Below are 13,374 nucleotides of genomic sequence, written 5' to 3'. Positions count from 1 at the left end.
TAAATACTTAAAGAAAAGGAGAAGTTATGTTTTATACAGCAAAATATATAATATTAGAAAATACAGTTTTACAAGATTACTATATGGAAGTAGAAGATGGAAAGATTAAATCATTTTCAAAAGAGAAGCCAGATTTTTATGAAGATCTAGGAGAAATTATAGCACCAGGTTTAGTAGATACTCATATTCATGGATATTGTGGAGAAGATATTATGAACGCTAAGCCAGGTGCTCTAAATATAATTTCAGAAGCCTTACTAGAAACAGGAGTTACAAGCTTTTTGCCTACAACCCTTACAGATAGTACTGAAAGATTAAATGAAGCTTGTAGGATTGTAGGTGAGGAATACAGGGATGTAAAAGGTGCTAAGATTCGTGGCATATTTTTAGAAGGACCATTTTTTACTGAAAAATATAAAGGTGCTCAAAATGAAAAATATATGTCAGATCCTGATATAGAAAAACTTAAAAAGTGGAAAGAGCTTTCAAATGGTCTTGTAAATAAGATTGCAATTGCACCGGAAAGAGAAAATATAAAAGACTTTATACACAAGGCAAATGCTATGGGAGTATACGTTGCTCTTGGACATTCTGATGCAAGCTATGAAGAAGCTATGGATGCTGTAAATGAAGGGGCAAATATATTTGTTCATACCTATAATGGTATGAGTGGACTTCATCACAGAAATCCTGGAATGGTAGGAGCTGCAATGAATTCAGAAACTATATCTGAGCTTATATGTGATGGTCATCATGTAAATCCAGCTGCTGCCAATATTTTGATGAATGTTAAGGGAAGAGATCATATAGCTTTAATTACGGACTGTATGTCAGCAGGTGGAATGAAAGATGGAGACTATATGCTAGGAGAATTTCCAGTTGTAGTTAAAGATGGCACAGCAAGACTTAAGGAAGGCGGTTCTCTAGCAGGATCTATACTTAAGCTAAAAGACGCAGTTAAAAATGTAGTTGACTGGGAAATTGCAGATGTATTTGAAGCGATACAAATGGCAAGCCTTATACCTGCAAAGTCTGTAGGTATTGATGATGTATGTGGAAAATTAAAACTTGGCTATGAAGCAGATTTTATAGTACTAAACGAAGATTTAGATCTTAAAGCTACCTATATAAATGGAAAGAGGGCTTTTGAATGATTTTAACAATCACAGCAAATCCATCTGTAGATATATCATATGAACTAGAAAATTTTAAAATCGATGATGTTAATAGGACTAACCAAGTTATAAAAGATGCAGGTGGTAAGGGAATTCATGTTGGATATGTCTTGAATGAACTGGGAGAAGATGTTGTACACTCAGGCTTTGTTGGAGGAGCCTTAGGAGAGTATATAAAAAATACCATTAAAAATAAAGGGCAAGAGTCAAGATTTATTGATATAGGGGAAGATACGAGAAATTGTATAGCTGTATTACACGAAGGAAATCAAACAGAGATCCTTGAAAAAGGACCTAAAATAACAACAACTGAAGAGAATGACTTTATAGAAAAGCTCGATGAAATCACTAAAGGCTGTGATTATATAAATGTTTCAGGATCATTACCAAATGGTCTTAATGCAAGTTTTTATGAAAGAATAATAGCCTATGCTAAAGAGAAAAATAAATTTATATCTGTGGATACTTCAGGAAAAACCCTTGAGTCTATAATAAATGCAGGTGTAAAACCAGATTTAATTAAGCCAAACGAAAGTGAAATAGGAGATGTATTAAAGACGGAAGTTAGCAAAGATAATTTGGTTGATATTTTATTAAGAGAACCTTTCAAAGATATAAGATATATAATAGCTTCTATGGGCAAAGATGGGGCTATTGTAAAAATTGATAATAAAGTTTATAAGGCAAACGTTCCAGAAGTAGAGGCAATTAATCCTGTTGGGAGCGGAGATTCTTCTCTTGCAGGAGCTATATATGCTATAAGTAAAGATAAAGATGACATAGATATCATAAAAACAAGTATGACTTGTGGTTTATTAAATGTTTTAAATAAAGAAATTGCCCACATAAATATGGATGATTTTGATAAATATTATGAGCAAATAGAAGTGGAGGAGATTTAATGAAAGTATCTAAAGAAAAATATGCAAATTTTAAAGAACTAGTAAATAAAGAAGGTGCCATTGCAGCTCTTGCTATTGATCAAAGAGGGTCTATGGAAAAGATGATGGAGAAAGCTAACCCTAAGTTAAATAATGTAGAAGGGATTGGAAGGTTTAAAGAATTAATTTCTAGTGAACTTACTAAATACTCATCATCTATTCTTCTTGATCCAATCTATGGTATGAAAGGTGTAAATGCTCGTGATAAAAATGCTGGCTTAATCATGTCTTATGAACAAACTGGATATGATGAGTATGAAGAAGGCAGATTACCTAGATTAATTGATTTTGTATCAGGACTTAGAATAAAAGAAATGGGAGCAAATGCTGTTAAAGTTCTTTTGTACTACGATATAGATGAAGATGATAAGATCAATGACATCAAGAAAGCTTGGGTTGAAAGAGTTGGTTATGAATGTGAAGCATTAGGACTTCCGTATTTCTTAGAAATCGTAAACTATGATGCAAATATAGACGATGCAAAAGGAGCAGAGTATTCTAAGCTACGTCCTAAAAAAGTAATCGAATCAATTAAGGTGTTTGATGATCCAAGATATAAGGTAGACGTATTAAAGGTAGAAGCACCAGTAAATATGAACTTTGTAGAAGGATTTGGTGATGGTGAAATCTTACACTCAAGGAAAGAAGCTTTAGGATATTTCAAAGAACAATCCGATGCAACTGATATTCCATTCATCTTCCTAAGCGGCGGAGTAAGCGCAGACTTATTCAAAGAAACCCTAAAATTTGCCAAAGAAGCCGGCTCAACATTCAATGGTGTCCTTTGCGGAAGAGCTACTTGGAGAGGCGCTGTAGAAGAATTTGGTAAATCTGAAGAAGAAGCAAAAGAATGGTTAAATGCAGAAGGGAAAGATAATATAGTAACATTAAATGAAGTTATAAAAGAAACAGCTACATCTGTATTTGATAAAATAGTAGAAGAATAAAAGCAATCCCTTAAGGTTTGAACTGACCTCCTTAAGTTGCTTTGGTTCAACTTTAAAGGCTCAGTTCATTATGCTTTAATGGGATATTTTTATATTTAAAGTATTATAAGCTAACATATATTTTTAAGTAATTTACTAGCTATAGACTTATTAAAAAAATCGACCATTGGGCCCATAAAAAATACATTTATTATAGTTCCAATACCGATAGTAGCTTTTCCTATAATACCTACGATCATACTTATAGAATCAGTGATAATCCTAGCAACACCTAAAGAAATATTATGATTCTTTTTATTAATTGTAAGGAACAAGGAATCATAAGCAGATACTCCTATATTGGTGCTAGTATACAAAGAAACGTTCATAGCCATTATTATAAGAGCTGCTATTAAAATGATAATTCTAGATATGAAAGTTGGGCTAGTGTATATATTTTCTATAAAAGCCGCAGAATAATCTGCTACTGGTCCTATAACTATAAGATTAATAACTGTCCCTATACCAATCATTGGCTTATTTAAGAAAAAAATTAATACTATAATCACTCCATTTATAATGGGATATATATACCTAAAAGGAGTTTTAGCTAAGTTGCTTACTCCTATTATTAGAGATGTAAATGGATCTATACCAAGATTAACTACTCTCATAGCACCTATGGTTATTCCGATTAGAATATTTGCCATAAGGCAAATTAATACTCTTTTTATATAATTTGAATTTTTGGCAGTCATACATACCTCTTTGATAAATAATATAGTTAATACACTTACTAATTATACCAATATTCCGTGGATTTATATAATTTTTATAAACTTATGGGTAATTTTAATTTAAAATATCTTAGAGATTAACGTTTTATTAAAAGTAAATGTTTTTAAAGATAATTAAGAAGAGATTTTGGGAATAATATTTAAAAGGGATATAACTTTTATGCTAGATCTAAATATATAAATATAATATAAGTTTTAATAAGATTTAAAAATTCTGTATTTAATTAATGGGGGTATCATGAAATTTTTCTTAGACACAGCAAATATAAATGAAATAAAGAGGATAAATGATTTAGGACTTTGTGATGGAGTAACTACCAACCCTTCTTTAATTAATAAAGAGGGGCGTAATTTTAATGAAGTTATTGGGGATATAACAGAGTTGGTTGATGGGCCAGTTTCTGCTGAGGTTACTAGTTACGATTATAAGGGAATGGTTAAGCAAGCTCGTGATTTAGCTAAGTGGGCTGATAACATAGTTGTAAAAATTCCTATGACAGAGGAAGGGTTAAGAGCAATTCATACTTTAAGTAAAGAAGGAATTAAGACTAACTGCACATTGATTTTTTCTGTATCCCAAGGAATAATGGCTATGAAAGCAGGTTCTACATATATCTCTCCTTTTATGGGTAGAATCGATGATATGGGTGAAGATGGAGCTAGACTTGTAGCTGAACTTCGAAAAGTCATAAATATATATGATTATGACTCAGAAATTATAGCAGCAAGTATTAGGCACATTAATCATTTAGAAAAAGCTGCACTTGCTGGAGCGCATATAGCTACTATTCCAGGAAATCTTTTTGAAAAACTTTGGACGCATCCTCTTACGACAGCGGGGATTGAGTCTTTTAAGAAAGACTGGGAAGCTTTCGAATCAAGGAATAAATAGTGTATAAAGAGTGAGTTAATTAGACTCGCTCTATTTTTATAAATATATATAAAAAATGAAGAGTATAGTAATCATATAAGTAAATATTCATTTGTATAAATTTAATAATTAAGGAGAGAAAATGTTTAATAATGATGATAATAGAGCGATCAGTGCTATAAGATCCCTTTCAATTGCCCAAATTGAGGCGGCAAATAGTGGTCACCCAGGACTTCCTATGGGTGCTGCCCCTATGGCTTATGTTTTATGGAATAAGTTTTTAAAAGCGAATCCTAAGAATTCTTCTTGGTTTGATCGTGATAGATTTGTTCTAGCAGCAGGACATGGATCTGCATTGATATATTCCCTATTACACCTAACAGGATACGATGTAAGTCTAGATAATTTAAAAAAATTTAGACAACTTCATTCAAACACAGCAGGACACCCAGAACGTGGGCATATAGATGGAGTTGAGGTTACTACTGGTCCACTTGGTCAGGGTATTGCCCAAGCAGTTGGTCTAGCAATAGCAGAAAAACATATGGCAGCTTTATATAATAAAGAAGATGCGCAAATTATAGACCACTATACCTATGCACTTTGCGGTGATGGTGACCTTATGGAAGGTGTATCTTATGAAGCAATGAGTCTTGCTGGGCATTTAAACTTATCAAAATTAATAGTTTTATATGATTCAAATGATGTCTGTTTAGACGGAGCTACTAACACAACATTTTCAGAAGATATGAAAAAGAGAGCAGAAGCTCTTAATTGGAATTATATCTTTGTTGATGATGGCAGAGATTTAGATAAGATTTATGAGGCTATTAATCATGCAAAAGGTAACTGGCATGGGCCAACCATTATAGAAATTAAAACTGTAATAGGATATGGTTCTACCAATCAAGGGACTAATAAAGTTCACGGGGCTCCAATAGGCGCCGAGGATTTTAAGAGAGCTAAGGAAATCTATGAATGGAATGAAGATGATTTTTCAATTCCAGAAGACATTTATAAGACTTTTGAGGAAGGGATAGCTCATACAGGTAGTAAAGAAAATCAAAAGTGGGATGAGCTTTTAGAATTCTATAAAGAAAACTACAGAGAAGATTATAATAATTTGATGGCAGGAATTAATAGAGAACTACCAGAAAACTTTATGGATGAGGTTAGGAAATACTCATCAGAGGATAAGGCTCTTGCAACTCGTGCATCAAATGGAGAAATTATCCAAGATTTAGCAAAAATCACACCGAATTTCTGGGCTGGATCTGCAGATTTGTTTTCATCCAATAAAACTAATATTAAAGATACTATAGCTTTTACAGATAGAACTCCAGAAGGACGTAATATTTATTATGGTGTTCGAGAATTTGCAATGGCTGCCATAGGAAATGGAATTATGGCTCACGGTGGAAGCTGGCATCATGTTTCAACTTTCTTTGTATTTACTGATTACCTAAAACCAGCTATTAGACTATCAGCCCTATCAAAACTCCCACTAACCTATGTTATGACTCATGATTCAATAGCAGTTGGTGAAGATGGTCCAACTCATGAGCCAATAGATCAACTAGCGATGATTAGGGCTATTCCAAACACTATCATGCTAAGACCGGCAGATGCTAATGAGACAAGACTTGCTTGGGAAATTGCTTTAGAAAGCAAGGAAAGTCCGGTAGTTATGGCTCTTACTCGCCAAAGTATTTCAAATCTTAAAGAGACAGAAAATATAAATGATATAGAAAAAGGAGCTTATATAATAAGTGATGCAAAAGGCACACCAGATCTTATATTAATAGCTACAGGTTCAGAAGTAGAACTTGCTCTAGAAAGTAAAAAACTTTTGCAAAAAGATGGTAAAAATGTAAGAGTAGTGTCTATGCCATCTATGGAATTATTTAGAAAACAAGACGAAGCTTATAGACAAGAAGTTTTGCCAAAAGAGGTTAAAAATAAAGTTTCTATAGAAATGGCAACAACATTTGGCTGGGCAGAATGGACAGGAAGCGATGGTTTAAATATAGGTATTGACAGTTTTGGACTTTCTGGAAAAGGAAATGAAGTAACAGCGGAGTTTGGCTTTACACCAGAAAAAATTTCAGAAAAAATTAATGATAAATACTATAAAGCCTAAGCTAAAATCTATGATTGCAATACCCTTAACTTCTATAAAGGAATTAAGGGTATTATTTTATCATAAGAAAATAGAAATGGGGACTTATGAAAAAAGAAAAAAACTTATGGGACCTTTTTAAGTCGACTCTTTATTTATCAGCGTTTACCTTTGGTGGAGGTTATGTAATTTTATCACTTATGAAAGAAACTTTTGTTGATAAGCTAAAATGGATTAGTAAAGAACAGATGCTTGATATGACAGCTATTGCCCAATCAGCTCCTGGAGCTGTAGCTGTCAATGCTGCTGTTGTTGTAGGCTATGAGACATTAGGCCTTACTGGTATGCTTGTTGCCATATTAGGAACAATTATTCCACCTCTTGTTATAATTAGCTTAATTTCCCTTGCCTATGAGGCTTTTATTACTAATAAATATATAGCCCTATTTTTAAAAGGTATGCAAGCTGGTGTCGGAGCTCTTATTATTAAGGTCGTAATAGATATGGCTGGAGATTTATTGAAAGCACAAGCTCCTATAATCCCAATAATTATGATAGTAAGTTTTATCTTAGGATTTTTCTTTGATATGAATGTAACTTATATAATACTTGGACTCATAATTATAGGGACAATCTATACACTAATTAAAAGGAGCCGTCATGCTAATTAAATTATTTCTAAGCTTTTTAAAAATTGGTCTATTTAGTTTTGGAGGAGGTTATGCTGCCTTGCCTTTAATACAAGAGCAAGTTGTTGATATAAATCAATGGTTATCTTTAAATGAATTTAATGATTTAATAACCATAAGTCAAATGACACCAGGTCCAATTGCTATAAACTCAGCAACTTTTGTAGGAACAAGAATAGCAGGTTTTCCTGGAGCTATGGCTGCAACTTTTGGATGTGTCTTGCCTTCAGCACTTATTGTAGGAACTATTTCTTATTTTTATAAAAAATATTCTGATCTGGATGCTATTTCCAATGTATTATACTTTTTAAGACCTGCTATAGTTTCCATGATTTTGATGGCTGGTATAAGCATTCTAAGAACAGCCTTTTTTAATACAAATACTATAGCGTTTAATAATCTAGATTGGTTAATGTTCATTATCTTTGGACTATCCTTATTTGCGATGTTTAAACTAAAGACAGATCCTATCAAAATAATGCTTGCAAGTGGTATAATTTACCTTTTAATTTCAATTGTTTTTATGTAATGAATGGAGATGTATGTTAAAAAATAAAAAAGCGGCAATTATAGCAACTGTCATAGCTATGCTCTTGTGGGGGTCTGCTATACCAACTATAAAAACTACTTATCAAGAATTAGGAGTAGGAAGAAGTGATACTGGAGCTCAAATTTTTTTGGCTGGGATTAGATTTTTCTTAGCTGGAGTTTTGGGCTTTATTTATTTGAAATTATTTAATAAAGAAAAAATTATAAGAGAAGATGTTGATAAAAGATATATTGTAATCCTATCATTAATTCAAACCTTTATACAATATATGATTTATTATATAGCTTTATCAAATACAGCTGGAGTAAAGGCTGCAATAATTCAGTCAACCAATGCTTTTATGGTAGTATTAATTTCTCTAATACTTTTACCAAACGAAAAAGTCCAAGCCAATACAATATTTGCAATAGGATTAGGTACACTAGGTATAGTAGTTGTAAATGGAGGAATTAGAGAAATGGGAAGCGAATTTAATCTCATGGGAGAGGGAATGATATTATTGTCCACATTTTTTAATGCTTTATCGTCAGTATATGTAAGAAAATATGGAAAAGATCAAAATGAATTTTTAGTAACGGCAAGTCAGTTCATACTAGGCTCTCTACCACTTATAATTATTGGTTATATTATGAACAAAAATAATTTGGTATTTACACCAAAAGCAGTAGGTTTACTATTATATGGAGCTTTTATTTCAGCAACAGCTTATGTAATTTGGAACTCAGTTCTAAAATATTATAGTGTCAATGAAATGGGTATGTACAAGTTGTTTATACCAATATTTGGCTCCATACTTTCAGTTATAATTTTAGGAGAAGATTTTACAATAAATTTACTTCTAGGATTAATTCTAGTAATACTAGGATCTGTTATCTTAAATATTAATAAGAAGAAGTTTAACGGAAATTAAAAATAGTATACTAAAAGCTCTACTGATTAAAATCAAGTAGAGCTTTATTTATTTTATAAAATCACCAATATCAACAAAAACAGGCATTCCATTTTTGTATGTTTGTTCTATACTTCCTTCTATAAGTGGGAGGGTATAAGTTGTTATTTTTTCTTCTAATGTTTTTTTATCTACCAACCATTCTTCAGGGATTTTCATCTCTTTGTTGGCTATTTGACCTGGACTTACTGATTCGTAGTATACTTGATATTCAGGTGTATCTTTTCTTTTTAGTACTGGAATTAGATTTGTATTATCTATTCCAAGTTCTAGAGCATTATAGCCTAGATTGTAGGCTTCGTTTGCATCTATTTTGCTTATGAGATTACTTGTTCTTTGTGCTATAGAAAGTTCTACTGCACGAGATTTTATGTCTAGTTTATCACGTACTAAGTCGGAAAGTCTGCTTGCTACACCGGCTACAATCTTATGACCAAAGGCATCGTCTTTATTTTCGAATCTTTCTTCATCCAATTTATTATCTTTGTCTCTAAATCCTTCTGCTATAGCAACTATTAGATTATTTTCGTTCTCAAGTTCTGCATGTATTTCTTCTAAAACTTGATCCAAGGATTTCTTATCTTCTGGTAGATAGACTAAGTTTACCACTTCCTTACCCATGCCATAGTTAGCTGTAAGAGCTGATGCTGCAAGCCAACCTGCATGTCTTCCCATGATTTCTACAAAAGTTACTGATTTTAAATCATAAATGTCAACATCAGTTCTAAGTGTCCTTAAAGTTGAAGTTATATATTTAGCAGCAGAAGCAAAGCCTGGTGAGTGATCCATTTCCATTAGGTCATTGTCTATGGTTTTTGGACAACCTATGATGTTTATGCCTTCTATATTATGGGCTTTCATATACTCATTTAGCTTCATGACTGTATCCATGGAGTCATTTCCGCCTATATATACAAATGTTGATATCTCATAATCTTTTAATGTTTTGAAAATATTTTCGAAAATTTTGTCGTCAAAGGATTCTGGAAGTTTGAATCTACAAGACCCCAATATTGAAGAAGGTCTTGCCATTAATCTTTCTTTTGCATTTACTTCTTCATATTTTTTCTTATCAACTTCTACTATCTCATTATTGATAATTCCCTCTATACCGTGAAGACTAAGATAGATTTTATCAAAACTATTTTCTATTCCTGCAGATATTACTCCGGCAAGTGATGAGTTAATTACACTTGTTGGTCCACCAGATTGTGCAACAATAATATTCATTAAATTTTCTCCTTTTTAAGTATAAATTTTTCCAAATAATCTGCTATTCCATCTTCATCATTTGATAAAGTTATATAATCAGCAGCTTCTTTTACTAAGTCTGTCGCATTTCCCATTGCGACACCGATACCAGCGGTTTTGATCATTGTCAGGTCATTTTCTTCATCTCCAAAAGCTATTGTATCTTCTATTGGAATATCATAATATTTTGCAATTTCTAGAAGACTTTCACCTTTCCCTATACCTTTTGGCATAACCTCATAGTAATATGGTGTTGATTTTACAAAAGTAAACTTATCATTAAAGCTATCATCAATTTGCACTATAGCTTCCTCTATTTTGTCAGAATGACAGGCAAATAGTACATTATTTGGTTCGAAGTCTATATTATATGATAGTTTCGGATCGTATATGATTTCCATATTATTTTTTGAGCTAGTATCTTTAAGCTTATATGTATCCATGGAGTTGGTATAGCACTTACCATCGTAATAAATAGTATAATTTATATCCAAATCTTCAGAAAACTCTAATAATTTTTTCATTTCACTAATATTTAGTGTATGGTTGATTAATATCTCTTGTGTATTATAGTTTGTTATTCTGGCTCCATTATAGTTTGAAAGTAGGCCGTCATATCTGTCAAGCTTTAGAATTTCTGCATATTGGATGACTCCTTTAGGATCTCTTCCTGATGCTATGACAACAATATTACCCTCTTGCAAAGCATCTTCTAATGCTTTTTGAGTTTTTTCGCTGATTTTACCTTTGCTATTTAAAAGTGTTCCATCAATATCTACTGCAATAATTTTAGCCATAAAACCTCCTGCTATTAATACAATGGTTTGCGCATTAATTACAATTATACCATATTATGTTTTAAGTCTTAGAGAATAAATTTGTCTAGATAATACCCGATTCCGTTTTCGTTATTAGATAGAGTTATATATGAGGCCATTTCTTTTATAATATCATCTGCATTCGCCATAGCAATTGGAGTTGCTGACATTTCAAACATACTTATATCGTTTTGGGCATCTCCAAAGGCTATTATATCCTCTTGATTTATTCCGTAGTGGTTAGCTATCTCTATAAGAGAATTACCTTTGGATAGATTTTTAGGCATGATTTCGTAAAAAGATCTTAGACTTCTGACTTGACTAGTTCTATCAGAAAAATTTTCTTCTAATAAAGGAATTAATTCATCAATTTTTTGAGGATAGTTGACGAATATAATTTTGTGAGGATTAAAGTCAATAGCATGACTTAAATCTTCTATGATCAAAGGCTTAAGACCTAATATTTGTGTTTCAACTGTAAGAAAGGCGTTTTCTTTATTTGAGAGCATAGTGTACTCATTTGTTATAAGTGGAAATACATCAAAGTTTTTTGTTTTTTCTAAAATTTCTTTTGCTAAATCTATATTTAGAGTGTGATTTGTAACTTTTTCTCCTGTTTTAAAGTTGGTTATTACTCCACCGTTATATGATGATATTAAACCACCGTATTTTTCAAAAGATAGTTCTTTAGCTATAGGTAGAATAGCTTCTGTTGGTCTACCTGAAACTATAACTACTTTGTGACCTGCTTGCATTGCTCTTATAATTGAGTCTTTGGTATTGGATAATATTTGATGGTCATCATTTAAGAGTGTTCCATCTACATCCACAGCTATTAATTTATTCATCATAAGTTCCTTTAAGTACGAATTTTTCTAGATAATTTGCAATTCCGTCTTCATCGTTTGATAGCGTGATGTAGTCTGCTATTTCTTTTATAGGTTCTATTGCATTTGCCATTGCAATACCTACACCGGCTATCTCTATCATAGTTTTATCATTCATCTGATCTCCGAAGGCTATAATGTCTTTTTGCTTCATGTTATAGTGCTCTGCTATCTCTAAAAGGCTATTGCCCTTGGATAAGCCTTTGGGCATCACTTCATAGTAAAAATCTTGGCTACGAACTAAAGTTGTTTTTTTACCATATTTTTTTTCTAGAACCGGAATAAGCTCATCTAGAGTTTTCTTGTCATTAGCAAGGAGTAATTTGTTTGGATTAAAGTCTATGTTTTCTATAATATTTTCTCTAACCTCAGTTTCAAATCCCAAAATCTTTTTTTCAAGGTCTAAATATTTATTGTCCCTATAAGATATCATAGTTTTATTTTTAGGAATTAGTACATCTATATCTAGTTTTCTGCTTTCTTTTATAATTTCTTTAGTAAGGTCAAGGTCTAGGGTGTGATTAGTAAGTTCATGTCCAGTTTCATAGTTGATAATTGTCCCACCATTGAAGGCTGATATGAGTCCTCCATATTTATCAAGGCTTAGCTCTTTTGCTATATGATTTATAGCTTTTGTAGGTCTACCTGAGACTATAACTACTTTATGACCTTCTTCTAAAGATTTTATAATTGCTCTACGAGTTTTCTGGCTTATTTCATGATTAGAGTTTAAAAGTGTACCATCTACATCAAGTGCAATTAATTTCATAGTAATCCTCTATATATAAATTTTATAAAAATAGGGCTTTTGTAAACCATAAAGTTTATAGAAAAGCCCTTATTTTTTATCTTATTTCTATTAATTCGTCGCCATGGTTAACTGCACCAGCTTTTAATACATTTATTTCATAACCATCTGGATTTGTAATGAGAACAGGTGATTCGATTGCTTTACCACTAGCTTCGATTTTTGCTATGTCAAATTCTAATAGTAAGTCTCCAGCATTTATTTTTTGATCCTTGCTAGCTTTTATATTAAATGGTTCACCCTTTAATTCTACTGTATCAAGTCCAACATGGATTAGGATCTCAAGCCCTGAACTTGATGTAATTCCAACAGCATGTCCTGTATCAGCAAGCATTGAAATAGTACCATCAACTGGGCTATATAATTTTCCTTCATTTGGAATTATCATAGTTCCCTTACCCACTAGCTCTTGTGCAAAAACTGGATCTTGGCAGTCTTTTATATTTTTAGCTTCTCCTGTCATAGGAGCAAGTATAATATTTTCACTGTTATTATCGCCTACTTTTTTTTCAGATTTTGATTTAAATTTATCAAATAATCCCATATTTCCTCCTTATAATAAATTAGTAAATCTTTTTACAATTATACCCAAT

Annotated in this window: 14 protein-coding genes; 8 read left to right on the top strand and 6 right to left on the bottom strand. The window is 32.1% G+C overall.

Translation table 11 applies throughout. From position 1 onward, the window contains the following. Positions 1-26 precede the first annotated feature (26 nt). Genes nagA through ABXG81_RS08465 form a run of 3 tightly spaced genes read left to right on the top strand, consistent with a single transcriptional unit; the run spans position 27 to position 3,063 of the window. Complete coding sequence (gene nagA / locus ABXG81_RS08475; protein WP_353528775.1) at positions 27-1,154, top strand: N-acetylglucosamine-6-phosphate deacetylase; 1,128 nt, start codon at positions 27-29, stop codon at positions 1,152-1,154. Next, a complete protein-coding gene (locus ABXG81_RS08470; protein WP_209813421.1) occupies positions 1,151-2,077 on the top strand; it encodes a hexose kinase in 927 nt (308 codons plus the stop codon). Before nagA ends, ABXG81_RS08470 begins: the two co-directional genes overlap by 4 nt. Next, positions 2,077-3,063: a tagatose 1,6-diphosphate aldolase gene (locus tag ABXG81_RS08465; protein WP_353528774.1), complete on the top strand. Its 987-nt coding sequence runs from the start codon at positions 2,077-2,079 to the stop codon at positions 3,061-3,063. The genes ABXG81_RS08470 and ABXG81_RS08465 overlap by 1 nt, the downstream gene beginning before the upstream one ends. Positions 3,064-3,173: 110 nt before the next feature. Here the strand turns inward: ABXG81_RS08465 and ABXG81_RS08460 are convergent, their stop codons facing one another. Beyond that, entirely contained in the window at positions 3,174-3,800 is a 627-nt protein-coding gene (locus tag ABXG81_RS08460) for a hypothetical protein (protein ID WP_117520320.1), read from the bottom strand. Between the two features lie 277 nt (positions 3,801-4,077). Between ABXG81_RS08460 and fsa the strand changes: the two genes are divergently transcribed. From fsa to ABXG81_RS08435, 5 genes are all read left to right on the top strand, one after another. After that, entirely contained in the window at positions 4,078-4,731 is a 654-nt protein-coding gene (gene fsa / locus ABXG81_RS08455) for a fructose-6-phosphate aldolase (RefSeq protein ID WP_117520318.1), read from the top strand. A 121-nt stretch (positions 4,732-4,852) separates the two neighbouring features. Beyond that, on the top strand, positions 4,853-6,850 hold the full coding sequence (gene tkt / locus ABXG81_RS08450) for a transketolase (RefSeq protein ID WP_117520316.1): 1,998 nt from the start codon (positions 4,853-4,855) through the stop codon (positions 6,848-6,850). 86 nt (positions 6,851-6,936) lie between these two features. Then, the gene (locus ABXG81_RS08445; RefSeq protein ID WP_117520314.1) at positions 6,937-7,500 is read left to right on the top strand and encodes a chromate transporter; all 564 of its coding nucleotides are present in this window, start codon (positions 6,937-6,939) and stop codon (positions 7,498-7,500) included. Next, positions 7,490-8,047, top strand: a complete 558-nt coding sequence (locus tag ABXG81_RS08440; RefSeq protein WP_117520312.1) for a chromate transporter — start codon at positions 7,490-7,492, stop codon at positions 8,045-8,047. Before ABXG81_RS08445 ends, ABXG81_RS08440 begins: the two co-directional genes overlap by 11 nt. Positions 8,048-8,060: 13 nt before the next feature. Beyond that, positions 8,061-8,978: a DMT family transporter gene (locus ABXG81_RS08435; RefSeq protein WP_353528773.1), complete on the top strand. Its 918-nt coding sequence runs from the start codon at positions 8,061-8,063 to the stop codon at positions 8,976-8,978. Between the two features lie 48 nt (positions 8,979-9,026). Here ABXG81_RS08435 and ABXG81_RS08430 read toward each other — a convergent pair whose 3' ends face one another. The 5 genes from ABXG81_RS08430 to ABXG81_RS08410 form a co-directional block, all read right to left on the bottom strand. Continuing rightward, the gene (locus tag ABXG81_RS08430) at positions 9,027-10,247 is read right to left on the bottom strand and encodes a diphosphate--fructose-6-phosphate 1-phosphotransferase (RefSeq protein ID WP_353528772.1); all 1,221 of its coding nucleotides are present in this window, start codon (positions 10,245-10,247) and stop codon (positions 9,027-9,029) included. Continuing rightward, entirely contained in the window at positions 10,247-11,065 is an 819-nt protein-coding gene (locus tag ABXG81_RS08425) for a Cof-type HAD-IIB family hydrolase (RefSeq protein ID WP_353528771.1), read from the bottom strand. Before ABXG81_RS08425 ends, ABXG81_RS08430 begins: the two co-directional genes overlap by 1 nt. Before the next feature lie 68 nt (positions 11,066-11,133). Next, positions 11,134-11,934 (bottom strand): Cof-type HAD-IIB family hydrolase, encoded by an 801-nt coding sequence (locus tag ABXG81_RS08420; RefSeq protein ID WP_353528770.1) that lies wholly within the window; start codon positions 11,932-11,934, stop codon positions 11,134-11,136. Continuing rightward, a complete protein-coding gene (locus tag ABXG81_RS08415; RefSeq protein WP_353528769.1) occupies positions 11,927-12,742 on the bottom strand; it encodes a Cof-type HAD-IIB family hydrolase in 816 nt (271 codons plus the stop codon). Before ABXG81_RS08415 ends, ABXG81_RS08420 begins: the two co-directional genes overlap by 8 nt. A gap of 76 nt (positions 12,743-12,818) precedes the next feature. Then, on the bottom strand, positions 12,819-13,325 hold the full coding sequence (locus tag ABXG81_RS08410) for a PTS glucose transporter subunit IIA (protein WP_353528768.1): 507 nt from the start codon (positions 13,323-13,325) through the stop codon (positions 12,819-12,821). Positions 13,326-13,374 lie beyond the last annotated feature (49 nt).

The sequence above is a fragment of the Anaerococcus nagyae genome (assembly GCF_040364225.1).
Classification (GTDB): Bacteria; Bacillota; Clostridia; order Tissierellales; family Peptoniphilaceae; genus Anaerococcus; species Anaerococcus nagyae.
Note: the sequence above shows the minus strand (reverse complement) of the source record. Positions and strands in the feature narration are given on the sequence as shown.